Consider the following 24,176-nt stretch of genomic DNA (forward strand, 5'->3'; position numbering starts at 1 on the left):
CACTCTTTTGAAAAAATAAAACTCTCTTGTCATCGAAAGGAATTAATAAAAGATGGTAAATATCCATCTTTTTTGAATATAAAAATTATCTTCAGCTTTTTATGGGTCGCCCGGGATTCGAACCCGGAACTAATCGGTTAAAAGCCGAGTACTCTACCGTTGAGTTAGCGACCCTTTTGCAGTGATTTGCAACTTTCCCAATATACCATTAAAAGCATGGGTTTTGTCAAGGGGTTTCTAGCAAAAATTTGCTGTTAACTGGAAAGAGGCTGTGCAACTAGCTCCTGGTGCTAACACAGTCAGGTTTTCTCCAGTGTTGAAGGCGTTGCGGGTGGCACTCCAAGGCTCTAGACAGTAGAATTCTTTGCCTTTCACTGTCCAGAAAACCAGCCAGGTAGAGAAATCATCATAATCTAGGGTTATCTTTAACTTGCGGCTGTCATCTGTCACAGATGCAGATTTACTAGTTAACCCTCCAAAGGCAAAATCAATTTCATCTTGGTTAAAGTCAAATTTGCCGTTAAAAGCGTGAAACTCTTTGGTTTTATTGTCTTGATACTGCACAGAAGGAATTTCCACATCTATTTGAGATTTATCACCACAGAGAAAATAGGGATGGAAACCAGATGAAAAGGGCATTGGTGTGGATGACAGATTTTTATATTCTTGACGTACTACTAAGGCATTGCCTTGTAATTCGTAGGTGAAAGCCAGTTCAAAGTCAAAAGGATAAACTGCTTTGGTTTCGTCGTTACTCTTGAGAACAACGGTCAAACTAGCTTTACCATCGGTTTTTTGCTCAGTTGCTTCCCAAGGTAAGTCACGAGCAAAACCATGTTGTTTGATAGTGTACTGTTTACCGTTAACGGTGTAAGTATTATCTGGTAAGTTACCGCACAGAGGAAATAAAATCGGGTTTCCACCTCTGACGCTCAAATCTGGGTGTGTAAAGCGTTCAGTATCTAAATAAAAGACTTCTTGATCTTGAATACGCCAACGGGTAATGATACCACCCCGTTCAGGTACAACTTCTATTTGTGTACCAGCACTATCATCGGTAAGGATGTAGGTTTTGTATTGTTGTTGTTCAACGGCAATGGTATACACGGGTTTATTCCTAAAGTTATGGTTAATCTTGAGTACTAGTGAGTACTAAATACTGAATTTTGAAGTTTCTCTACTCAGCACTCGGTACTCGGTACAAAGTTATGGTTAATCTTGAGTACTAGTGAGTACTAAATACTGAATTTTGAAGTTTCTCTACTCAGCACTCAATACTCGGTACTCGGTACTCAATACTCGGTACTCAATACTCGGTACTCTTTAAACGTCTTCGGCAAATATGAAGCGATATAACTCGCTAGGGTCTGGTTCGGGGCTGGTTTCGGCGAATTTCACTGCTTCGTCGATGATATCCTGAATTTTCTTTTCAATGCCTTTTAATTCTGCTTCGTCTGCTAGGTTCTTCTCCAGCAAATAAGCAGCTAATTTTTTAATGGGGTCACGGGCAAACCAGAATTCTTTTTCTTCTTTGCTGCGGAGTTCGTCTGGGTCGGCTAGAGAGTGACCACGGAAGCGATAGGTCATCGCTTCTATGAGGGTGGGGCCTTCTCCAGCACGAGCGCGGGCTACGGCTTCTTGAGCTACTTGACGAACTGCGAGAACATCCATTCCGTCTACTTCTACGCCTACCATGTTAAACACGCTGGCTTTTTTGTAAATTTCGGGTTGGGAAGTTGCCCGTTCGTGAGCCATGCCGATCGCCCATTTATTATTTTCTACCACAAACAGGATTGGCAGTTTCCATAGTGCTGCCATGTTTAATGTCTCGAAAAATTGACCGTTGTTAGCTGCACCATCACCAAAGAAACACGCTGTTACTTGGTCGGCGTTTTTGTCTCCTAAGACTTCCCGCCGGTATTTGCTTTGAAATGCTGCACCAGCTGCAACGGGAATGCCTTCTGCTACGAACGCATAGCCGCCTAATAGACGATGTTCGGCAGAAAACATATGCATGGAACCACCGCGCCCTTTGCTGCAACCTGTGGCTTTACCAAATAATTCTGCCATTACTTCTTTTGCTGGCACTCCTGCGCTCAAAGCATGAACGTGGTCGCGGTAGGTGCTGGAAACGAAGTCTTCGCCGGGTCGCATTGCTCCTTTGATGATGCCGCTGCAAACGGCTTCTTGACCGTTATACAGATGGACAAAACCAAACATTTTTCCTCTGTAGTACATTTCGGCGCATTTATCTTCAAAAAAGCGACCGAGGATCATGTCTTCGTATAAGCCTAACCCTTCTGCTTTGGTAATTTGGACTGTGGCAGCATCAAATGTGGGTAACGTGCGTTCTTGAACCATTTTTGTAAAGTATCCCTATCGTAAAAGTTAAATAGCTATTTAGTAAGCCAGGGTTAGTAAGAGTCAACAATCAAATTTTATAAGAATGTTGAAGTAAAAACCGTCGCTTTTAGCGATCGCTCTGGAAGTCTTTAACGTTAGCAATTCGGATAGCTGTCTGTCTGCATACCCATTAACAATTTAAAAAAGTTGAGATTAAAAAAGTTGAGATCCCTGTTGGCTGGAAAATTTTTCCCTGGCTGCCCGCTATCTGACTTGGAAAACAATTTAATTTGTAACTCAAATCACTTTGCACTAGGTAATTGCCATTAAATTTTAATCGTGATATATTGTTTTTTTTAGTTATCCATAACTAACCAGTGCTGGTGGTGTTTATTCAACTACCTGACTGGCAACAACCCAAAAAGATCATAAATCTTAGACTACACTGGGTGCAACATCTCGACCACTATCAAAAGCGGTACTTGGGCTTGCAGATGTTGAGGGATAACTAGGGTGTATTTATGTTGCAGTAGCATATACTAAGAATCACAATTAAAGGCTACAGCTTGTGAGGCGAGTTCAAATCATAAGCTAGGTGCGGTACCTTAGGGGGGTTACGCCAAAGCCAAAAATCAACTCTGAGGATATGATTTACTGTGGGAGAAAAAAACAAAAAGCACTGTGATAATATACACTTCAGATGTATACTTGACACGGTATTAATAAAGCTATTATTATGGCACGGTTTTACATACCTGGAATCATCTAGGTGAACTATGTCTATCTCTAGGAGACACTACGCGACCACGGTGCAGGGGAAGTAGGCTGTGCGAATTCCGCTCGATTACTACCGAATTTTAGGATTACCGTTAGCGGCAAGTGAGGAGCAATTGCGGCAAGCATACAGCGATCGCATTGTTCAATTGCCCCGACGCGAGTATTCAATTACAGCCATCTCTTCTCGTAAACAACTCATAGAAGAAGCTTACGTGGTTTTATCAGATTCCAAAGAACGCAGCAGGTATGATCAGATTTATCTCGCCCACGCCTATGATCCAGATCGGGCAGCAAATACATCTGGATTAGAAAATCGCGCCGAAAACAACAGCCGTAATCACGATGTTCAAAGTCTCAGCATCGAAATTGCCCCTGAGGAATTAGTTGGTGCTTTATTACTCCTCCAAGAGTTAGGGGAATACGAACTAGTACTCAAATTAGGTCGTCCATACCTGGTCAATAAAAATGGAGTCGGTGTCAGAGTCGGTAGTCATCGATCCGGCGAGGAATACTCAGCTAGTCCTGAACTAGCAGATATTATTCTCACCGTGGCCTTAGCCTGTCTAGAACTAGGACGTGAACAATGGCAACAAAATCATTATGAAAATGCTGCCATATCTTTAGAAACCGGGGAAGAATTATTAATGCGCGAAGGCATATTCCCTAGCGTGCAATCAGAAATTGCAGCGGATCTTTGTAAGTTGCGACCATATCGCATTCTGGAGTTACTCGCACTACCTCAAGAGAAAACTAAAGAACGCCGTCAAGGCTTGGAATTATTACAGAATATTTTAGAAGAACGGGGCGGAATTGATGGCGCTGGCAATGATCAATCCGGCTTAAATATAGATGATTTTCTCAGATTTATTCAGCAGTTACGCAATCATTTAACAGTTACAGAACAACATAAACTCTTTGAAGCCGAAAGCAAGCGCCCCTCCGCAGTTGCCACATATCTAGCAGTCTATGCCTTAATCGCTAGAGGTTTTACCCAACGTCAACCAGCTTTAATTCGCCAAGCCAAGCAAATGCTGATTCGTTTGGGTAAACGCCAAGATGTGCATTTAGAACAATCCCTGTGTGCTTTGTTATTGGGACAAACCGAAGAAGCAACCCGTGTTTTAGAATTAAGTCAGGAATATGAAGCCTTAGCGATTATTCGGGAAAAATCCCAAGATTCGCCAGACTTGTTACCAGGACTTTGTTTGTACTGTGAACAGTGGTTACAACAAGAGGTATTTCCTCATTTTCGGGATTTAGTCAGAAAGCAAGCTTCTTTAAAAGATTACTTCGCTGATGCCCAGGTACAAGCTTATTTAGAAGCTTTACCAACGGATACCCAAACAACTCATGAATGGTCTGCAATTAACAACCAACCTTTAACCCCACCACAAATAAATAGTCCTCGTTATCACAACTATCATAATGCAACTACTCAACCCATCAATCACACACCTGATACTGAGTTAGCAGAACCAGTAAACCGTGAAGTACCCGAATCTGGACATTTCTCCCTACCTCGATGGCATACTTCACCTAGACCTAGTGGTAGTCAAACACCAGCAATGCCTGGAGAACATTCGGCGACGGCAGAAGTAGCAGCCAAAGGAAATCATCAGCAAATGAATATCCCTACTCAGACAACTGCACCCGGTCAACTTCAAAAGCGGAAACGACGCAAGCCAACTGCGGCTAATAGTCGAAATCGTGTTGGGGAATATCGTCCATCTCAATCTCGACCAAGGCGCAATTTTGCTCACAGCTTAGATGCAAAAACCCGCTTAGTTTGGATGGTTTTCTTGTCTTTGGGGGGTTTATTAGTTTTTTGGTTACTAGTTTCCACAGCTTTTGGATGGTTAAACAATCTGTTTTTCCCTCGACCATCTCTACAAGGAGAACAGTTGGCTATAGAACTGAGTCAACCACCGATTAGCATTCCTGATCCCAATAGCCAACCAGAAGTAGCTGAGGGTATAATAACAAATGCGATCGCTCAAGAAGTAATTCAAACTTGGCTATCTACCAAAGCCGCAGCCTTGGGACCCAATCATGAAATTAATCGTTTAGATGAAATTTTGACTGGTTCAGCGGTATCTCAATGGCGGTTAATAGTTCAACAAGATATCAAAGACAGCCGCTATCGCACGTATGAACATGATTTGAAGGTGGAATTTGTCAATCAGATTCCTAGTGTTGCAGATAACGCTGTGGTAGAAGCTACAGTTAAGGAAGTTACGCAATTTTTTGAACTGGGTCAGAATAAAAAGTCTTCTCAGGAACGCTTGCGAGTTCGTTATGATTTAATTCGCAAAGAAGGTGCATGGCGAATTCAGGGTATGTCCGTGGTGAAAAATCTCGGTGTGAGTCAGTAGTTAATATCACCTGAGTTCGACATAAGATAATTTGTGGAAAACTCGCCCCCAGTAAGAGTTTCAAACCCTTATTCTCTCGTTGAAAAATCATAACTCCTAACTCCTAACTCCTAACTCCTAACTCCTAACTCCTAACTCAGGTGATATCTGTCTAGGTTCTGCGGGAAAAAATCTTTAACCAACCGCAGAGGCGCAGAGAACGCGAAGGGAAGAAAGGAATGAGGAGGAGGGGGTATTCAACGAAAACAAATGCTGAGATAAATATATTTTAAGGCTAGAATAATCAAGCATTTGTGAATATCCCGGCTTTAAAGAGATTATATTTAAATATGAACGCTACACAAGAACAACTTAAACTAAAATTAGCACAGGCTTTGGTAGCTGCGTTTGGCGCTGACTACACCGGGGTAGATCCGATTTTGGTGAGTGCGAGTAATCCTAAATTTGGTGACTTTCAAGCGAACGTGGCTTTATCCCTGAGTAAGAAATTGGGAATGCAACCGAGAGCGATCGCATCTGCTATTGTAGAAAAACTAGATATATCTGATATTTGCGAACCACCAGAAATCGCTGGGCCTGGTTTTATTAACCTTAAACTGCAAACATCCTACCTGGAAGGACAACTGAACGCCATTAAAGCAGATTCTCGCTTAGGAGTTCCCAAAGCCAAAAATCCCCAAAAAGAAATTGTCGATTTTTCCAGTCCGAATATTGCTAAAGAAATGCACGTCGGACACCTGCGTTCAACAATTATTGGTGATTGCATAGCCCGAATTTTAGAATTTCGTGGACATGATGTATTGCGGTTAAATCATGTCGGTGATTGGGGTACGCAATTCGGGATGTTAATTACCTATTTGCGGGAAGTTTCCCCAGCAGCACTTACCACCGCTGACGCTTTAGATATTGGTGATTTAGTTAATTTTTATCGTCAAGCTAAACAAAGGTTTGATGCAGATGCAGATTTTCAAGAAACTGCACGTCAAGAAGTTGTGAGATTACAAGCAGGTGCAGAAGATACACTTCATGCGTGGAAATTATTATGTGAACAGTCACGAAAAGAGTTTCAAATAATTTATGATTTGCTGAATGTCAAATTAGAAGAAAGAGGAGAATCTTTTTATAACTCATGTTTACCAGCAGTTATAGAAGATTTAGAAAAAGCCGGATTAGTCGAAGAAAACCAAGGTGCGAAATGTGTTTTCTTAGATGGTTTTACAAATAGAGAAGGTGAACCTTTACCATTAATTGTCCAAAAATCAGATAGTGGTTATAACTACGCCACCACAGATTTAGCATCTCTCCGTTACCGCATTCAAGAAGATCAAGCCAAACGGATAATTTATGTTACAGATGCAGGACAAGCAAACCATTTTGCTCAATTTATGCAAGTAGCAAAAAAAGCGAATTGGATACCTGATGATGTGGAATTAGTTCACGTTCCCTTTGGTTTGGTTTTAGGAGATGACGGGAAGAAATTCAAAACTCGTTCTGGGGATACCGTAAGATTAAGAGATTTATTAGATGAAGCAGTTTCTCGCACTCGTGCAGATTTAGAAGCGAGATTAAAAGAAGAAGGTAGAGAAGAGACTGAAGAATTTATTAATAATGTTGCTGATGTGGTTGGTATTAGTGCGGTGAAATATGCAGACTTAAGCCAAAATCGCACTAGCAATTATGTTTTTAGTTATGATAAAATGCTTTCCCTCAAAGGCAATACAGCACCTTATATGATATATGCCTATGTGAGAACTCAAGGCATTAGTCGAGAAGGTAATATTGACTTTAGTAATTTGGGAACAGATGCCAAAATTCTTCTGAAAGAAGATACAGAATTAACTTTAGCAAAACACTTATTACAACTGGATGAAGTGATTAGTGAAGTTGAACAAGATTTATTACCAAATCGTTTATGTGATTATTTATATAATCTCAGCGATAAGTTTAACAAGTTCTATGAAAATTGTCCGGTGCTGAAATCTGAAGAACCAATCAGAACATCGCGGTTGATGTTATGTGATTTGACTGCAAAAACGCTGAAACTCGGATTAGATTTATTGGGAATTAGGGTGTTAGAAAGGATGTAAAAGCGAGATAATGCTAGAAAATTTCATTTTCGTGTAGAATAGTAAAACCCTTATAAATAAAGGGTTTTATCTACCATGAAGGTAAATAGAAACGGACAAGCCATAACTATGCTTTCATCCAAAAATCAACAGATGATTCAAAACTAGAAGAATTGTTACATATTTGGTTTGCTATCTTTAACATTTCTTCTTCAAGTTCTAATTGTCGTGATTTTCTTGTTTTAGCATTAATTGCTATAAATTTATCTGTAAAATTTGGATATAGATTGGCATCATTACTAATAGTAATTCTACATTGAAAAACATCAAAAATCCTAATGTAACACTTTAGAGAACCTTCATGTCGCATTATTAATGCAATATGATGTTCATCTTCATTTTTAAAATAAGGAAATAATATTGTTCCTGAAATTTCAATAGAAGCATTAATTGAATATTTAGTTAATTGCTTTCCTTCTGGAGATTTATCCTTGATAGTCAAGCGCAATAATTCCCCCATTTCATCATTGAGGTAAGTACAACCAAGATAATAATAAGATAATTCATATGCAATCTTTATGATTGCGCGTTTATAAAGAAATAAATCAATCGAAAATTTTTTATAAACTTGTGGTCGATAGCTGATTATTGATTGATTATTTCCAATTACTTCTATTTCTTTTTCGGTTAATTTATTTAACCCTTCTCTTTTTAGTTTTTTATTAAAAATTGATGGTAGTTTATCTTTATCTTTTACGTCAACTTGGATTTTTAATTCTACTTGATTATCATTTATGCAATTTTTATTGATTTTTGGAAATGCTTTTAGTCCTTGAGCATTACCATTGCTATCGAATATAAATTGAACTTCTTCATTAGTATCAATAAGATGCACTTTCTTCCACGGATTTGGAATTTTTCCTGATTTTCCAGGTATCTTTAAAAGAAGACGGTATAATTCAACAAAATCATGATTAACAAGAAATGAATCTACTGAATGTCCAAGAAAATCATTGCATGGTTTGCAAACGCAATTTAGTATTAAATTTCCACCAATACTATCAGGAAATATATGTTCCTCACTAAATTCTTCATTAGATTTATTCTCTTTACATATAATGCACTTCATGATTTTTATATAATCTTAATGCTAGGGTATTAAATATTTATTATACTTTACTCTAGTAGCCTGACAAATTTATTTTTACAGGTTGCTATAATCGAGAAGCTTTGTATTGTATTAAGTAAGTCGGCGGGAAAATTTATAACTATGTAACAAAATGTAAATTCAATCAATGCCTTATCAATAGGTCATTTCACGGTTTTTATAAAACTCAACATACATCGGTTTTATCGTGCCGACTTACTTATATAGCTTTTAGCAAATTCACATCAATTATTTATTTCTTGACAGACTAATAGTATCGGAAATAAAATATCATAACTCCCTGCGATCAATATTCAGAAATAGTTGGGTATTTAATTATGAAGAAACTTACTAAAATTATCGCTACATCTAGTTTTATTCCTGCATTTCTCTTCATTAGTTTTTTATCTGTCCCAATGTCAGCAAAAGCTGAAGTTGAAGAAATAAAGAATGCTTCTTGGCAAGAAGTTCCTGGCACGAAATTAGAAGGTGATCAAAGTGAGGAATATGATAGCCCTGCGTTTGTCAACGTTAATGCAATCAAAAAGAAAGGAAACATATTAACATATGACTTGATTAATCCCGATGCTGGATATACACAAGTACAAACAAATTGCAAAACTCGTAAATTTCGCGCGGTACGACAAGGAGATTTTCAATCAGATACACGGGTTAACTACATAAGCCAAGTAGATCCTTGGCAGAAACCATCCTCCCCAGGATACCATGAAGCATTAATAAAATTCGTATGTAATTTATAGGGGGAAAATAGCGAAATTTTCTCGACTAAAACGGGCAGTTTTTGTTTTCGTAAATGCCAATGAAAGAGTGCATCTATCAGCAGAGATTATGAAAAATCCGTAAAGCCTGGTTTTGGCGTAGGGTAAGTGATAACCAGAAAAAAATTGCCGACAGATCTGTTGGATAACATCACGCTATCCTAGAAAACTTTTTCAGCAAGCCCTATATTAGATATTGGTGATCATCTTTTTCAAACTATAATTTAGGATATATAAACCTATTGCACAAAGTGAAAATGTTATCTATCAACCTAGATCAAGAAACAGAAAGCTACTTAGCAGAAATCATTACCCAAGAGAATATTACCTCTGAAGAACTGCTAAAAAACCTAATTTACCAACATTGGCAAACCTTAAAACCTCGTCAAACCTTAGCTCAAAGACGAGGAAGCCACCCTGAATACCTATTACAGGATGCTTCACCTGATTTATCATTACGAGAAAATCGTAAAAGAACCGTTGCAGAATATATCCAAAATCGTCATCAAAAACATAATTAATGAAGGACTATCCTCCTATTATTCTGACAGATAGTAGTATTCTATTCGCTTACTACAGTTTTTTGAATAACAGAAATAATATTAGCTTGGTAATTGTTGAGTAACATATTCAATTGCTTCTAAATTTTGCAGAGAATTAGTTAATTTTTCTTTGATTTTTATCTCCCCAGACCAACTCACATATTCTTCGTCACCTCCTGCCAGGTCTTCTGCTGTCCAATTAGTGAAAAAAAACTCGGATGAAACTTGATATTTTGCTTCAAATTCCATCAATAAGTTATTGGTTTTTGCTAATGAGCGTTGTAAGCTCTTAATCTCAGATTCAATAGCTGCTTTAATTAAGTTTTGGACAATTTTAATATCAGGATAATCGGATTTAATTTGTAGTTGCAACATCAGGTTTACCTCAAATAAATTGTGTAATGATACATTTAACTAACGCTGATTTTTCCGTTCATTAGTATTTGTAAAAGCTAATTATATAGTTAGATTATTTATTGAATTTGTCAGTTTTTCACCATCGTCTATCAACTGCGTAATTATCGAATTTGTTGTCAATACTAATGATGGGAATATCATCTGCAATTGCCTGAGCAATAATTAGCCTATCAAAAGGATCTCGGTGATGTAGTGGTAGTTTGGCAACAACAGCTAGGTGTTGAAAACTCACGGGTAAAACTTTCATACTATTTAGAGTTATTTGATGAGGGATAAACTGTTCATAGTCATCTGGTAAAGTTAGTTTTTTGAGATTAACCTTAATGGCAATCTCCCAAAGACTAGCAATACTAATCAATAAATCAATATCTGATTCTAGTAATTCGGCAGCGTTGTTGCTGAGTTCGGGACTGTCGTTAATAAACCACAAAAAGGTATGGGTATCTAGGAGTATTTTCATTACATAGGGCTTGCTGAATAAACCAAAAACCTATATATATCAACAGTTTCAGGCTAAAAAAGTAGAAGAAGGTGCAAGAAATAAGCGATGAAATCATCAAAAACCGTTCATTTACCCAGATTTGAGAATATTCTGATCTCCTTCTAATTCTTCCTCCTGACTCCTGACTCCTGACTCCTGACTTCTAGCCCTAACGGAAAGACTTTTTCAGCAAGCCCTACATATACTCCTTAAATTCTTCGAGAGGAGCATCAAAATCGGGAGCAATTTTTATCTGTCCTTTGGCACTGCCCCGTTGTCGTCTTTTAGTAGGTGATATTTGCGTGATTTTGAGGATAGGGAGATTATTACGGGTAATAATGATCTCTTCTCCTTGCAGGGCAATTTGAAATAATTGAGGTAGTTGAATTTGAACTTGGGTAATGTCTATCTGTTGCATCATTTATTTCCTTGATAGTTGATTGCCGATTTGTCTATATTTTAATATTATTAATCGTGTTTACAGATAGCTTTTATGGCTTACGCCACGTTACGCTATCAGCAAGCCCTACTTAATGCTAACCTGTCCATTCACCAGCATCGGTAACAGTCAATCCCGGAGTTGTGTTAGTTGTTGATGATCAAATTTTGACTGTAGATCGATTGGTGGAATAGTTAGCTATTAATTACTCTATAGCAATCCTATAAGAATCTTCTCATGTATTTAAGCGATACCCTGCTCCACGAACGGTTTCGATGAGGTTGCTACCTAATTTTTTTCGCAAATATCCAACATAGACATCGACAATATTAGACCCAGGCTCGTAATCATATCCCCAGACTCTATCCAGCAGTTGCTGGCGGCTTAGAACCTGTCCTGGATGACGAAAAAAAGTTTCCGCTAAGATAAATTCACGGAAAGGTAGTTCTAGCCACTGATTATTTATTTTTACTTTTCTAGTTCTCAAATCTAAAACAATATTATGAGCATTCAGAGTAAATTGTTCTGATGTAGAGATTTGATTGACTGTTCTGAGACGAACTCGAATACGGGCAAGTAACTCTTCAAATCGAAAGGGTTTTGTCATGTAGTCATCTGCACCAGCTTCTAAACCAAATACCTTATCCTGGAGGTCATCACGGGCAGTCAAAATCAGGATGGGTAAAGTTGCACCTTGTCCGCGCAACTCTTTCAAGACCTCAAAACCATCTTTACCAGGTAGTCCTAAATCGAGGATAAGAAGTTCAAACATACCACTTAGCCCTAATGACACTGCCTTTTGGGCATTAGTAGCAACCGTGGTAATAAAACCGTGACTCTTGAGACCTTTTTCAATAAAGGAGGCAATGCGGGGTTCATCTTCTGCTATCAGAATTTGTGACATCTATCTTCTACTCTTGAAGAGGATTAAGGGGTATGACAATCAAAAAAGTCGATCCGGTTCCTGGTTGACTTTGGAGTTGAATCGAGCCACGGTGAGCCTCTACAATCCCTCGGACAATTGATAATCCCAGCCCCGAACCATCTGAACGACGATGACTATTCTTGACACGAGCAAACCGCTCAAAAATTCGTTCTTGCTCAGATAGGTCTATTCCTTCTCCCGTATCCTGAACCCATATTTTCAACTCCCCATGATTGAGAGCAGCACCTAGTGTAATGCGATCGCTTTCCTGGGTGTGCTGGACGGCGTTCTGGGCTAAATTCATGACGGCTTGGGTGAGTCGCTGGCGATCGCCTACTAATATTCCTTTCACCTTGATCTGAAATTGCCAACTCCGATTGGCTAGAGCTTGTACTTTAACAGATAGTGTGTCTAAAAAAGATTTAGCATCAATGGTTTCTAGTAGTAAAAAGTCTGGACGCTCAGACTTTGCTAGTAAACTCAGATCATCTACCAACCTACTCATGCGGTCAATCTCGTCAATGACTAAATTAATAGTTTCCTGTTCAATACCACAAGCCTGATCTAGATCAATTAGTTCCAAATGCCCTCGAATGATTGTGATCGGTGTTCTCAGTTCATGACCGACATCATTCATAAAGTGTCTTTGACTGACAAAGGCAGCCTCTAAACGATTCATCATGGCGTTGAAAGAGTTTGTTAATTCAGCCAATTCTCCACTTGTTTGTACTTCGATTCGTTCGTTGAGATTTGTCTCAGTGATTTTAATTGCTGTAGAAATGATGGAGCTAAGAGGAGAAAGGACTTTTCCTGCCATAAACCAGGTAACAACAACAGATAATATAAAGACACCTATCATCACCCAAAAAACTATTTTTAGGGTATCAAAAGCTTCTTCTTGCTCTCCATATACAGCATGGGCGATAATCAAGCGTCCAATAATCTGTTCTTGAAAGCGAATTGGTTTAACGATATATAGAATATTGCCAGTCCTCGTATTAGGTTGCAGTTTAATCCCCTCATGGACTGTTTTTAGTTTTATCCAAGACTGCATCAATGATGATTCAGGTTGCAATTCCTTAGGCATTGCTTCTGGGCTGGAACGATAAAAATCTTCATTCAAGACACCGATGAGATAAGTGTCATCTTCTGGGATGCGTCGTGAGAGATAAATGTTAAATAAGTTAGCGAGTTGCCCGGCATCTTTTGGATATTGTATTTCTTGATTCCTGAGAGCTAATTTAGATTTAATATGACTGTCATTATGAAGGAGTCTTTCAAATATCTCTACTTCTTCTCTAATATCTTCAGTAACCCGATTAGCAATTGCAGAAAATACAAATTTGAATATTAATGGTACTGTAATCACTAAAAATAGAGATAATAAAATAAAATAAAAAATGAAAATTCTTGACCGAATAGAGGTAAATATGATTTTTCGATAATTCCACATAAAACTAATTACAGTTATGAATTAAATCTAGTTATGCATATATAAATTCAGTCAAACTTTCTTTTCGGAGTTTAATTAAGGTAGTATCAATCAATTTTACCAAGGAGTGATCCTACTGCGAGGGAAGCGAATCGCTCCTTGGTACAGAGTTAGTAATAGGACTTACGCAAGATTAAACTCAAAACCTGATTCTTGCGTAGGGGTAATTCATGAATTACCCCTACTTCCGTTCTGTTTTGCGTAAGTCCTGAGTAAATAAAAGTGGAGTTTATCAAAGTATTCTTATCAAAAATTAATGTGATTTTTATAACTTTGCACATTGATCCTCTTTACTACCTTGGACGATATTGCCACCACCAGTCGGCTTAGGAGCATTTTCTTTACACTGCAAATTGCCGTTGATGCGATTTTTCTGAATCGTCACCCCTCCAGTATTTTGAACGGCTTGTAAATTTCCGCCAATCTGGTTTTGGTTAGCAACCATTTTTCCTGAGTTTGACTCGAACTGCACATCTCCAGTAATGCGTGTACTCACCACGCGTGCAGCACTACCTTGCTTGACTTGGATGCTTCCACCCACAGTAGCACCAGAATTTACATCAACTAGACTTGCTCCCTCTGCTTGAATACTGCCATTTACTTTTGCACCCACGGCCTTGAGGGTTGCTCTCTGTTCGACAACAATATTTCCTTTAACAGTTGTGCCATTGAGTGTACAAGTTTTGCCTTGAGGTACTTTCACATTATCAACGGTGATTGCACCTAAGCTTCCTTGACAGGCTATTTCTTCTGCGATCGCAATGTTAGAGAACATTAGACCAGTGCTGAGTCCAATCAATGTTATTGCAGCAACACCAGAAATTGATTTTAGCATTATGGTTAAAGTTTTTGTGAAAGGTTACAGTTATCAATCTCACACTGTTATATGAAATTTACTTAAATAATTTATGAGAAAAAGTTCATCAATGAAAAAGCAACCCGAAGTCTTTTTTACTTGGGTTGCCTGGACTGTTTTTGATAGGATTAGAAAAAACTGAATTCAGAATCAATTAACCGTGAATAGCAGGAGCAACTAAAGCTACAGGTTGAATATCCCCAGCCGCTAAATCTAAGGGGAAGTTATGAACGTTGCGTTCGTGCATTGTTTCAATTCCCAAGTTAGCGCGGTTTAAAATATCAGCCCAAGTATTAATTACAGTACCTTGAGAATCAAGAAGGGAATGGTGAAAGTTAAAACCATTCAGGTTAAAAGCAAAAGAGGATACACCTAAGGCTGCACACCAGATACCAATTACTGGCCAAGCACTTAAGAAGAAGTGTAAAGCACGACTATTGTTAAAAGATGCGTATTGGAAGATCAATCTGCCAAAATAACCGTGAGCCGCAACAATATTATAGGTTTCTTCTTCTTGTCCGAATTTATAACCTTGGTTTTGGGATTCAGTTTCAGTGGTTTCTCGCACTAAGGAGGAGGTGACTAGAGAACCGTGCATGGCAGAGAATAAAGCACCACCAAAGGGCTAGGATTGAGTTTTGCTTTTCAAGCTTGTTGGTGTGAAGCTTGAACCGCGTATTACCCTGGACAGAAATTGATCCCCGGACTGGAGAAAAACCCTGGTGGGTGTAGTAGTTTGATTTTATGGGGAGTTAAATCTGCGATCGCACCCTCAAGAACTAGAAATTGCTCTCCCAATCATTGAGAAATGTTGAATATGACTAAAAATATGGCATATGTATCTTCTATTCAACCATCTTAGGACTTACGCACCAGTTACGGAAAATCAAACCGCAGAGGACGCAGAGAAATAAGAGTTTGAGAGGTTTTTTGAGTAAGTCCTACATCTTTTAGCAATACTTCTTCTATAGCGATACCGAAAATATTCAGGCACTTAGTTGAGGTGAAATACGTCACGATTATTTATTGTGGCAAATAGTGAGGAGGAATAAATGAAACCAGTAGTTATGATCAAAACTCTCATCACATCACTGGGTTTGTTTGTGTTGTTGAACCCCAGTCAAGCATCAGCACAAATTGTACCCCAACCTTGGGTTTCCGTGGGTGGAAAAGATGGTGATGTTACTTATGCTGTGGGTGCGAAGGCTTTTAGTTTAGGTGTTGAAGTGGGAACTGGTGCTGACGGTGCAACAGGGGTAGATATCCTAAAATTCATCAATTTACCTGTAATTTCTCCTTATGTTGGAGTTGGTTACTATTCAGAAGATAAGGGTTTTGCTTTCTCTGGTGGTGTCCAAGCTAACGCAACTAAACACGTTTTTGTTGGTGCTGGTTATAATTCTGTACGTGGTTTCAATGGACAGCTAGGAGTTAAATTCTAATTTTTATCACTGATTTAACGGATTTAAGGATTGCACGGAATGAAGGATTTTTTTTGTAAATGAAAGGATTTAAGACCTCTACGTCTACAGGTAGTGGGAAGTGAGTAATAGGGATTTATTAGGTTTCTCTAGATGTGTAGGTTGGGTTAAGGAACGCAACCCAACATTTTTAGAGATTTGTTAGGTTTTTCTATATTTTACTCAAGCTATCTATCGTATTCTTTATTATGGGTGTGTTGGGTTTCTCTACGTTCTAACCAACCTAACTGTTATTATTATTCTTTTTATAAAAAAAAACTATGCCTTAAGATAGTAATATAGCTGTTGTCTATTTATTTTCTCTATTCATTAGGACTTACGCATAACACAACGAAAGTAGCGGTAATTCATGAATTACCGCTACGGAAGAATCAGGTTTTCGGTCACATCTTGCGTAAGTCCTGTTCATAATAGAGGTTGGTAAAGAATATTACCTAACTTTTTATTGTGCTATTAATGTAAGTTATTAGCTAGGAAATTACTTATGCAACCAGGTTTAAATCTACTCATTCAACTGGTATTAGAGTTTGCACCTGTGATGGTGAATATCATCCAAAAGCAAACAGAAGGTAATTTAAAAAACAATATTTCTCCACTTCCTAAAGCAATCCAAGATTTTATTAAAACTGTAGATAATGTTACACACATAGATATTACTGCAACTGAATTTACCCAGCAACAGCAATTAGCTATCTATCATCACGCAACACAATTAAAAATCGCTAATCAAGAGAGAGAAACAGCTATTAAGTTACCAGAAGTTCATAAAATTCTTGATAGCTGGCCTTTGCGGTTGTATCCTTCCCAACTTTTAGATTCTTCTCTCAACTGTCAACGTGTCCCCCTCAAAGTTTTTCTCGCAGCACCACAAATCCAGTTTGATAAATTTGATTTTCAAAATTCCCAACTTACTGAAGAAATTGAACTAAAATTGGCTGAGGGTTTGCGTGAGTTTATCAATAATAATTATTCTCTGCATCATCCAGAAAGACCAATTGAGTTTTTAGCTGGTGCTTGGGATAGTAAGCGGTTTCATAGTGAATCTAGCATTAAGGCTTTGTTTAGTAGTTTAAAAAATCAACCGACTTTAATTTTAGAATCTGAAAAAGATGGAGATTATCTGAATTTCCGCATTGCTTATTGGGGATTAGGACAGGAAAATTATTACTATAAAACTATTTCTCGATTACCTTATCGGCAAATTTTACAAGAGTCTGCTAAAAATCGGGCTTGGGAATGGAAGAAGGTTAAAAATCAACTTTTAGCACTCGGAGAGGATTTAGAAGTAATTAACAATTTAGGTGAAGAAAGAAACCTCAACTTGGAAATTTTAGAAAAATTAGAAAAATGGCAATCTCAAGGAATTGATGTTAGTCAGTTATCTTTAGAATATCACATTGGTCATCATGATTGGGAACATCTTTTCCAGGTTTTAATTGCTTGTCACTGTTTAGTTACTGCTTGGGTGACAGATGCTTATCATTTAGTTAATTATGATGTAAATCCCTTATTACCAAAATTGCTACCAAGCTTACTCAATGATGCGGTCGATTTACAATCATTACAGCTAATTGCTAATAGTTATAAACAAGTTTACCAAGCTTTGAAAAATGAGCGAAATTCTAGGGTTCCAGAGTTAGCTTTGCAATTAGCTCAAGGTTTATCTCATATTCCTAATTCTAATTGGTCACAAGAACAAGTTGATTACTCTATTGATAGTTGGTTAGAGATGCGGCAAGTATCAACAACAGATGTAATTCATCCTTTAAAAGCGATGCAATTAGCGTTGAGAGTAGAAGATGAAACTTATATCAGCAAATTAAAAGAATATTTTACTGAAATTGGTGATGGCAAAAATCTTGTTTATGTGGAAAGTCTTTTAGAAGAAATAGCGATTCTTAAAGTCAAATGCAGTTTAGAAAATGTCACTCTTAAATATACCCTTACAGGACATTCTGGTAAAGTTTCTTCTGTGGCTATAAGTCCAGATAACAAAGTTTTAGTTAGTGGCTGTGCAGACAAAACTATTAATATGTGGAATCTGCAAACTGGTAAATTAATTCGCACTTTTACAGGTAATTCAGGTGCTATTTCTTCTGTGTCTGTGAGTCCTGATGGCAATTTTCTTGCTGTTGGTATTTGTGAACATCCACAAAGTAATGTTAAGGTATGGAATCTAAAAACTGGTAAACTTATCCATACTCTTTTAGGACATCAAAAACCTGTTAATGTAGTGGCTATTAGTCCAGATGGTGCAATTCTGGCTAGTGGTAGTCATAAAATCAAAATTTGGAGTTTACAAAAAGGAGAAAGAATTTGCACTTTATGGCATTCGTCAACTGTTGATGCTATTGCTATAAGTGCAGATGGGACAATTCTTGCTAGTGGTAGTTCTGATTCTAAAATTAGATTGTGGAATCCCCACACAGGTGATCCTTTACGCACTATTGCTGGTCATGTAGGTGAGGTGACATCAATATTTATTAGTGCAGATGGGAAATTTCTATTTAGCGGTAGTGCTGATAAAACAATTAAAATTTGGCATTTGAGTACAGGTAAATTGCTAAATACTTTAACTGGACATACAGATCAGGTAAAATCTATTGCTGTTAGTCTAAATGGGGAATTTTTGTTTAGTGGTAGTGCTGATAATACTATTAAGATGTGGCGTATTTCTACAGGTGAAGTTCTGCAAACTATGACGGGACATTCTGGGGTGGTGAATTCGATTTCGTTAAGTACAGATGGTAGGTTTCTAGCTAGTGGGAGTGCTGATAAAACTGTTAAAATTTGGCAGGTGATAAATAGGGATGTTCAGAAGTTGAAGGATTTGGGTTAAAGATGGAACTAACCGCAGAGGACGCAGAGAACGCAGAGGAAATTGGATTTTAACCGATGGGATAAACTAGTTCTCTAACACTGGTTGCTGAGTCTTGCTGTAGTGCTACTTTGGCTAAAGCTTGAGCTTCTGTTATAGTCATGTGTGAGATCACCTGTTTGAGTGGGGCTATGGCTTGGGGATTGACACTCAGTTCATCTACTCCTAAACCTAATAAAATGGGTGCAACAATGGTTTCTGCTGCGACTTCTCCACATAATCCTACCCAGATATTAGCCGTATGAGCAACTTTGACAGTTCGCTGAATCATTCGCAATACCGCAGGTTGCAAGGCATCTGCTAAAGTTGCTACTCTAGGATTTGTGCGATCGCCTGCCATGACATACTGGCTTAAATCATTTGTCCCAATACTAAAAAAGTCAACTTCTTTTGCTAACTGGTCAGCTATAGCTACTGCTGCGGGTGTCTCTATCATCATTCCTACTTTCATTGTTTCATCAAAACTGATTCCCGCTTGTCGCAGTTCTTTCTGTACCTCCTCCAAAATTGCCCTAGCTGCCCGTAATTCTGTTAAAGTGGCAATCATCGGCCACATGATTTTGATATTCTTTCCCACACTAGCGCGTAAAATTGCCCGTAACTGAGTTTTCAATAACTGGGGATTTTCTAAACAAAAACGAATTCCCCGCACACCTAAAAACGGGTTAGCTTCTGTCACTCCCGAACTCAGATAAGGAAGGTGTTTATCTCCACCTATATCCAAAGTGCGAATAATTAACGGTTTATTTTCTAAAACCTTGACTATGGCTTGATAAACTTCTAGTTGTTCCTCTTCCCCTGGTGCATTTTTCCTTTCTAGATACAAAAACTCGGTGCGAAGTAATCCCACACCCTCAGCACCATGATTTATCGCCGCTTGGGCATCCGCAATACTACCAATATTAGCAAAGACTTTAATGTGTTGACCATCACGAGTAATTGCTGGTTTGTGTGCCAGCTTTCGAGCTTCTGCTTGGGTTTGCTGCCATATCTGCCGCTTGGATTCTAGTATATTTAATGTCTCTATATCTGGTGCTACCCAAGCTTTACCGATTTCGCCATCTAGTGCGATCAAAGTTCCATTTTCCCAGTTTAATACCTGAGCATCTACACCCATAACCGCAGGAATCCCCAATGTCCGGGCAATAATGGCACTGTGAGAAGTCGCACTCCCAGAGGTCATGCAAATACCCATTACCTTACAGGGGTCAAGTTTAGCCGTATCTGAAGGGCTTAAATCTGTTGCTACTATAATCGCAGGTTCTGTCAGTTCTAAGTCAGTGGGAGCATTACCCAGTAAGATTCTTAATACTCTGCTACCCACATCGACCACATCATCAACTCGTTCTTGTAGGTAAGCATCCTCAAGTCTGCGGTAGGAATTAGTCACTCCATCAACTACGGCTTGCCAAGCAAATTCCGCATTCAGATGTTGTTCTACGATATGATGACGTGCGGCATCGAGCAAGACAGGATCTTGTAAAAATAGCAGGTGAGCATCAAAAATTGCCGCTTCTGCATCACCAATTTGAATAGATGTGTGGGAGAGTAAAGTTGCAATTTCCTGTTTTGCTATTTGTATAGCAGATTGTAATCTTTGCCACTCTATTTCTACATTTTCTATATGATATTCGGTTATTGCCACTGAAGCAGATTGATAATGAAATAATGGTGCGATCGCAACTCCTGGAGAAGCTGCAATTCCCCCTAGTTCACCCTGAGTCGGGGCGACAAATTCCTGGGCAGGTGCTATTAATTCGACAATGCTATCATCTTCGCCAAAGTTGTTGATAATTAATGCTTGTAAAGCTTGCAGGGCTTCCTGGGCATCAACACCAGTGGCAGTAATCCGCAATTCATGGCCTTGACGTACCCCCAAGGTGGCAACTTGATTAATACTATCACCCCGGACAGCTTCTGTATTTCTGGTTAAATTTTGTACCTGGATTTGTGATTGGAAGCGGGATGCAGTTGCCACAAATTGGGCAGAAGGACGAGCGTGTAAACCTAAGCGGTTACTGACTTTTAGCCGTATTTCTCTGGTGGCAACTTCGGCATTAGTGATGGGTTGAATACTCACCACTGGTAATGGATGAGCATCTAAACCCAACTGTGTGGTTTTGGCTAACAATGCCCCGTTTGCTTCTGCCATGACTTCCTGGATATTCATACCCGCAGCAGCAGCAACAGTAGCTGCAATAGCCCCTTCTACTAAGGGTGCAGCACAAAGATATACTTTTTCTTGTTGTTCTGGGGGTAGAAACTCCAGAGCCATTTCTGCACTCATTAAAGCACTACCCAAATCCATCAACACCAGAACACCGTCATCAGAAAATACAGATGCGATCGCTTCATAAACCTGCATTACATCTGTACCCAGTGGATTTTCAGGATCATCCATACCTGCTGCAACAGCAAGAGGAACTTGTCCTTGAACCATCTGTGCGGCTAGTTCCCGCACTCCCAAAGCTAATTGTTTACTGTGAGAAACAATAACTATTCCCAGCACTGCAATACCTTAGCCAGTTACCCATTCTATTATTCCTTGACAATATACCAAAGACGACATTTATTTAGGTTGATTTAGGCTTTGATAGTTAGGAAACTTACCTAAAAACCACTCAAACTCTGCTTTCCCCTTGAATTCTAACTCCGAACTCCTGCCTCCTGACTCCTGCCTCCTGACTCCGAACTCCGAACCCCGAACTCCGAACCCCGAACCCCGAACCCCGAACTCCTGACTCCTGCTATAACTACGAACTAGCTAACTTGATTAAATCATCCAACTCTTGTTGCATTTGGCTTTTCACTAACTCATAGCATTCGTTAACATAAGAGCGATCGCTCGCAGCTTCCCTACCATAACGTTCAAATACAATTGGTGGACAAATTCTTGTGTACATAGGCACTGGCATAGGTATATTTGGCAACGGGCCAATTGCTAAACCCCAAGGTAATCCCAGATAAACGGGAAAAACCAAAGGATCAACCCCAAACAGCCAAGGCATCCCCCATTTGTGCAATTGCTGCATAACTTCATACACATCAGCCAACACAATCAGAGTGTCATGAGAACCCCAGGAAATAGCCGGTACAATTGGCACATTTTCACGCAAAGCCAGCTTGATAAACCCCCGACGTTCAGCAAAATAAATTTTGTCCCGCATTTGATGAGGTCGAAATACATCTTCTGGCCCACCGGGATAAACCAACACACTAGCCCCAGAATGCAAAGCCGCATAAGCCATTTTGGGGTGAGCCATAATAGCTCCAGCTTTCATAGCCATTTCTGCAATCGGGGGAACAACTTCCCAGACTTTAGGATGCATTAAACCGTAAAGTGGTTTTGCTGCCCCAAACCGACGCACCCAGTCATACATCATCATGGATGTATCCGGGGAAGCTAGTCCTCCGTTATGAGAACCAACTACCAGGACTTTTCCCTCTGGGACATTTTCCCAACCACTGGTTTGAACTCGAAAATAGTAGTTATATAAAACGCCTAATACAGGCATCAGATTTTCGATGAACTTTGGATCTCGCTCGTCCAAAGACCACCCTAATTTTGTCTTCTGGGGGTGTTTTAGTTTTAACATCGAAGCATTCTATCAAATTATTACGAATTATGAATTATTTTAACCAGGTTTCCAAGTACCGTGGAAACTGTGGGGAATTACACTAGGTAGTCCTAGTTTGCAAACTGGTTCATCATTCAAGCGTTGGCTCTCGAATATCCAAACCTCGCTACTATTAGTATTACCATCATAAACCACCGTCAAAATCCAACTTTGCTCAGGGTTGTGACTGTCTTGTGCCAACAGAGGCTCAGAAGGATAGCGATTTTCACCCAAGTCCGCTTCCGACAGAGTTCCAGTTTGATAGTCAAAACAAGCAATACCGTTTAATATTTCGCCATCAATATCCGTTCCTTCCCGAAAAATAGACATATAGCTATAACGAGAAAACTTACCCACATTTTGCCGTGGCACATTAGGAAATTCACAAGTTCTATTTAACAGAGTTTCAATTCCCGTCACCTTCCCTGTTAGCGGATTAAGTTGTACCCGCGTCAACGTAGTTTTAGCAACTGTTTGAGTTTCTCCAGATGCCACCTCTTTTAAATATTGATTAGTTTGAAAATCTGCATAACGGGAAAAATCTACAATTACCGTACCGCTATCATCAACATAACCATTGCTAAAATGCCATTGAAACCAAGGTTCTGTAATTCCTTCACTCACTAAAGATAAAGTTTCTCTGTCAATTACTAAAATCTTAGTTCCTTTTTGTGGTAGCCATTGCAGCGAATCACTGTAACTACTAACTCCCAACAAAACAGGCCAAACATTCAAATGTACCGCAGGTGCAAAAAATATTAAATATTGTCCCGCTAACACAAAATCATGGATGACAGGAAAACCTTCTAACGTCAACTTAGCTGTTTTCAAAATCTTGCCAGTCAAGTCACTTTTGTAGAGACTTAATACCGCATTTGCTCCCGGAGTCACACCAAAATTAAAAATTTCTCCCGTGGCATAATCAACTTTAGGATGTGCAGAATAAGGTTGTTTTTTCTCCAAACCTTCTAAATTATCTAACCCTTGGGTTTCTAAAGTCTGCAAATCTAACGCATAAGGATTATCACCTTCCCACAATGCCAGCAGTTTATCAGGTAATGCCAAAACAGAAGTATTTGCAGCGTGCTTAACTGGTTTACGCCATTGATTCCAAATAGCCCCCGGTGCAGTCATGCCATAATTACCATACAGAAATTTACCCGCAGCAGTTTCTTCTTGATAACCAGCAGTCTGCACATAGCGATAGACACCAGTGGCACCAGCATCAGTAAAATGGACAGCCAAAATAGCCCCATCTCCATCAAACCAATGTCCTACAGCCATATTACCTCGTTCCAGTCGCGCTGCACCGTTGCGGTAAAGTGTCCCTCGTAAACCATCAGGGATTTTACCCGCGATAACAGGTAGTTGAGTAAGAGGAAATTCAGTTGCAGGTTGAGCGATCGCCCCTGCCCATGCTTTTTTTGTTGACTTTTTATCAATTGTTTGCATAGTTATAATCTTAGATATTTTCTAGAAATTCTTCCACTGAAACTCTAGCTTGATTGAGAACATTTTTGAATATTCTCATTGCTACAGTTTTGTTATTTAGAGTTCTCTAATT

The 24,176-nt window shown here is 39.0% G+C and carries 18 protein-coding genes, 1 tRNA gene and 1 pseudogene; 6 read left to right on the top strand and 14 right to left on the bottom strand.

Annotation, left to right across the window (positions count from 1 at the left end; all coding sequences use genetic code 11):
- Positions 1-102: 102 nt before the first annotated feature.
- From AC012T_RS09705 to pdhA, 3 genes are all read right to left on the bottom strand, one after another.
- Positions 103-174, bottom strand: a tRNA-Lys gene (locus AC012T_RS09705).
- A 63-nt stretch (positions 175-237) separates the two neighbouring features.
- Complete coding sequence (locus AC012T_RS09710) at positions 238-1,107, bottom strand: aldose epimerase family protein (RefSeq protein WP_487065221.1); 870 nt, start codon at positions 1,105-1,107, stop codon at positions 238-240.
- A gap of 216 nt (positions 1,108-1,323) precedes the next feature.
- Positions 1,324-2,361 (bottom strand): pyruvate dehydrogenase (acetyl-transferring) E1 component subunit alpha, encoded by a 1,038-nt coding sequence (gene pdhA / locus AC012T_RS09715; protein WP_487065223.1) that lies wholly within the window; start codon positions 2,359-2,361, stop codon positions 1,324-1,326.
- Positions 2,362-3,170: 809 nt separating this feature from the next.
- Between pdhA and AC012T_RS09720 the strand changes: the two genes are divergently transcribed.
- Complete coding sequence (locus tag AC012T_RS09720; protein WP_487065225.1) at positions 3,171-5,492, top strand: IMS domain-containing protein; 2,322 nt, start codon at positions 3,171-3,173, stop codon at positions 5,490-5,492.
- A gap of 329 nt (positions 5,493-5,821) precedes the next feature.
- Positions 5,822-7,579: an arginine--tRNA ligase gene (gene argS, locus AC012T_RS09725; protein WP_487065227.1), complete on the top strand. Its 1,758-nt coding sequence runs from the start codon at positions 5,822-5,824 to the stop codon at positions 7,577-7,579.
- A 106-nt stretch (positions 7,580-7,685) separates the two neighbouring features.
- On the opposite strand, the gene AC012T_RS09730 is transcribed toward argS, so the two are convergent.
- Positions 7,686-8,687, bottom strand: coding sequence for an HNH endonuclease (locus AC012T_RS09730; protein ID WP_487065229.1), 1,002 nt, complete (start codon positions 8,685-8,687; stop codon positions 7,686-7,688).
- A gap of 356 nt (positions 8,688-9,043) precedes the next feature.
- Here AC012T_RS09730 and AC012T_RS09735 point away from each other — a divergent pair, with 356 nt between their 5' ends.
- Together AC012T_RS09735 and AC012T_RS09740 are read left to right on the top strand one after the other, a co-directional pair.
- Entirely contained in the window at positions 9,044-9,466 is a 423-nt protein-coding gene (locus AC012T_RS09735; protein ID WP_487065231.1) for a hypothetical protein, read from the top strand.
- A gap of 275 nt (positions 9,467-9,741) precedes the next feature.
- Positions 9,742-10,005 (top strand): hypothetical protein, encoded by a 264-nt coding sequence (locus tag AC012T_RS09740; RefSeq protein WP_487065233.1) that lies wholly within the window; start codon positions 9,742-9,744, stop codon positions 10,003-10,005.
- Positions 10,006-10,086: 81 nt separating this feature from the next.
- Here the strand turns inward: AC012T_RS09740 and AC012T_RS09745 are convergent, their stop codons facing one another.
- From AC012T_RS09745 to AC012T_RS09775, 7 genes and pseudogenes are all read right to left on the bottom strand, one after another.
- The gene (locus AC012T_RS09745; protein WP_487065235.1) at positions 10,087-10,401 is read right to left on the bottom strand and encodes a hypothetical protein; all 315 of its coding nucleotides are present in this window, start codon (positions 10,399-10,401) and stop codon (positions 10,087-10,089) included.
- A gap of 118 nt (positions 10,402-10,519) precedes the next feature.
- The gene (locus AC012T_RS09750; protein WP_487065237.1) at positions 10,520-10,903 is read right to left on the bottom strand and encodes a type II toxin-antitoxin system VapC family toxin; all 384 of its coding nucleotides are present in this window, start codon (positions 10,901-10,903) and stop codon (positions 10,520-10,522) included.
- A 217-nt stretch (positions 10,904-11,120) separates the two neighbouring features.
- Entirely contained in the window at positions 11,121-11,345 is a 225-nt protein-coding gene (locus AC012T_RS09755; protein ID WP_487065239.1) for a type II toxin-antitoxin system Phd/YefM family antitoxin, read from the bottom strand.
- A 253-nt stretch (positions 11,346-11,598) separates the two neighbouring features.
- Positions 11,599-12,267, bottom strand: a complete 669-nt coding sequence (locus AC012T_RS09760; RefSeq protein WP_487065241.1) for a response regulator transcription factor — start codon at positions 12,265-12,267, stop codon at positions 11,599-11,601.
- Between the two features lie 7 nt (positions 12,268-12,274).
- Positions 12,275-13,657, bottom strand: coding sequence for a sensor histidine kinase (locus AC012T_RS09765; RefSeq protein ID WP_487065243.1), 1,383 nt, complete (start codon positions 13,655-13,657; stop codon positions 12,275-12,277).
- A gap of 388 nt (positions 13,658-14,045) precedes the next feature.
- On the bottom strand, positions 14,046-14,615 hold the full coding sequence (locus AC012T_RS09770; protein ID WP_487065245.1) for a hypothetical protein: 570 nt from the start codon (positions 14,613-14,615) through the stop codon (positions 14,046-14,048).
- Positions 14,616-14,790: 175 nt separating this feature from the next.
- Positions 14,791-15,258, bottom strand: a pseudogene (locus AC012T_RS09775) (photosynthetic reaction center family protein); the annotation flags it as partial.
- 430 nt (positions 15,259-15,688) lie between these two features.
- Between AC012T_RS09775 and AC012T_RS09780 the strand changes: the two are divergent.
- Together AC012T_RS09780 and AC012T_RS09785 are read left to right on the top strand one after the other, a co-directional pair.
- Positions 15,689-16,078: a hypothetical protein gene (locus AC012T_RS09780; protein ID WP_487065247.1), complete on the top strand. Its 390-nt coding sequence runs from the start codon at positions 15,689-15,691 to the stop codon at positions 16,076-16,078.
- A gap of 523 nt (positions 16,079-16,601) precedes the next feature.
- Complete coding sequence (locus AC012T_RS09785) at positions 16,602-18,956, top strand: WD40 repeat domain-containing protein (RefSeq protein ID WP_487065249.1); 2,355 nt, start codon at positions 16,602-16,604, stop codon at positions 18,954-18,956.
- Positions 18,957-19,005: 49 nt separating this feature from the next.
- On the opposite strand, the gene ptsP is transcribed toward AC012T_RS09785, so the two are convergent.
- The 3 genes from ptsP to AC012T_RS09800 all read right to left on the bottom strand — a co-directional run bounded on the left by ptsP (position 19,006) and on the right by AC012T_RS09800 (position 24,064).
- The gene (gene ptsP, locus AC012T_RS09790) at positions 19,006-21,504 is read right to left on the bottom strand and encodes a phosphoenolpyruvate--protein phosphotransferase (RefSeq protein WP_487065251.1); all 2,499 of its coding nucleotides are present in this window, start codon (positions 21,502-21,504) and stop codon (positions 19,006-19,008) included.
- A 244-nt stretch (positions 21,505-21,748) separates the two neighbouring features.
- Positions 21,749-22,591, bottom strand: a complete 843-nt coding sequence (locus AC012T_RS09795; protein ID WP_487065253.1) for a lysophospholipid acyltransferase family protein — start codon at positions 22,589-22,591, stop codon at positions 21,749-21,751.
- Positions 22,592-22,630: 39 nt separating this feature from the next.
- Positions 22,631-24,064, bottom strand: coding sequence for a carotenoid oxygenase family protein (locus AC012T_RS09800; protein ID WP_487065255.1), 1,434 nt, complete (start codon positions 24,062-24,064; stop codon positions 22,631-22,633).
- Between the last annotated feature and the right edge of the window lie 112 nt (positions 24,065-24,176).

The sequence above is a fragment of the Anabaena sp. EIM26 genome, from assembly GCF_057568715.1.

Coding starts and splice junctions, on each gene's coding strand:
- pdhA (WP_487065223.1), bottom strand. CDS start 2,361: ATGGTTCAAGAACGCACGTTACCCACATTTGATGCTGCCACAGTCCAA.
- argS (WP_487065227.1), top strand. CDS start 5,822: ATGAACGCTACACAAGAACAACTTAAACTAAAATTAGCACAGGCTTTG.
- AC012T_RS09730 (WP_487065229.1), bottom strand. CDS start 8,687: ATGAAGTGCATTATATGTAAAGAGAATAAATCTAATGAAGAATTTAGT.
- AC012T_RS09735 (WP_487065231.1), top strand. CDS start 9,044: ATGAAGAAACTTACTAAAATTATCGCTACATCTAGTTTTATTCCTGCA.
- AC012T_RS09740 (WP_487065233.1), top strand. CDS start 9,742: ATGTTATCTATCAACCTAGATCAAGAAACAGAAAGCTACTTAGCAGAA.
- AC012T_RS09745 (WP_487065235.1), bottom strand. CDS start 10,401: ATGTTGCAACTACAAATTAAATCCGATTATCCTGATATTAAAATTGTC.
- AC012T_RS09750 (WP_487065237.1), bottom strand. CDS start 10,903: ATGAAAATACTCCTAGATACCCATACCTTTTTGTGGTTTATTAACGAC.
- AC012T_RS09755 (WP_487065239.1), bottom strand. CDS start 11,345: ATGATGCAACAGATAGACATTACCCAAGTTCAAATTCAACTACCTCAA.
- AC012T_RS09760 (WP_487065241.1), bottom strand. CDS start 12,267: ATGTCACAAATTCTGATAGCAGAAGATGAACCCCGCATTGCCTCCTTT.
- AC012T_RS09770 (WP_487065245.1), bottom strand. CDS start 14,615: ATGCTAAAATCAATTTCTGGTGTTGCTGCAATAACATTGATTGGACTC.
- AC012T_RS09780 (WP_487065247.1), top strand. CDS start 15,689: ATGAAACCAGTAGTTATGATCAAAACTCTCATCACATCACTGGGTTTG.
- AC012T_RS09785 (WP_487065249.1), top strand. CDS start 16,602: ATGCAACCAGGTTTAAATCTACTCATTCAACTGGTATTAGAGTTTGCA.
- AC012T_RS09795 (WP_487065253.1), bottom strand. CDS start 22,591: ATGTTAAAACTAAAACACCCCCAGAAGACAAAATTAGGGTGGTCTTTG.
- AC012T_RS09800 (WP_487065255.1), bottom strand. CDS start 24,064: ATGCAAACAATTGATAAAAAGTCAACAAAAAAAGCATGGGCAGGGGCG.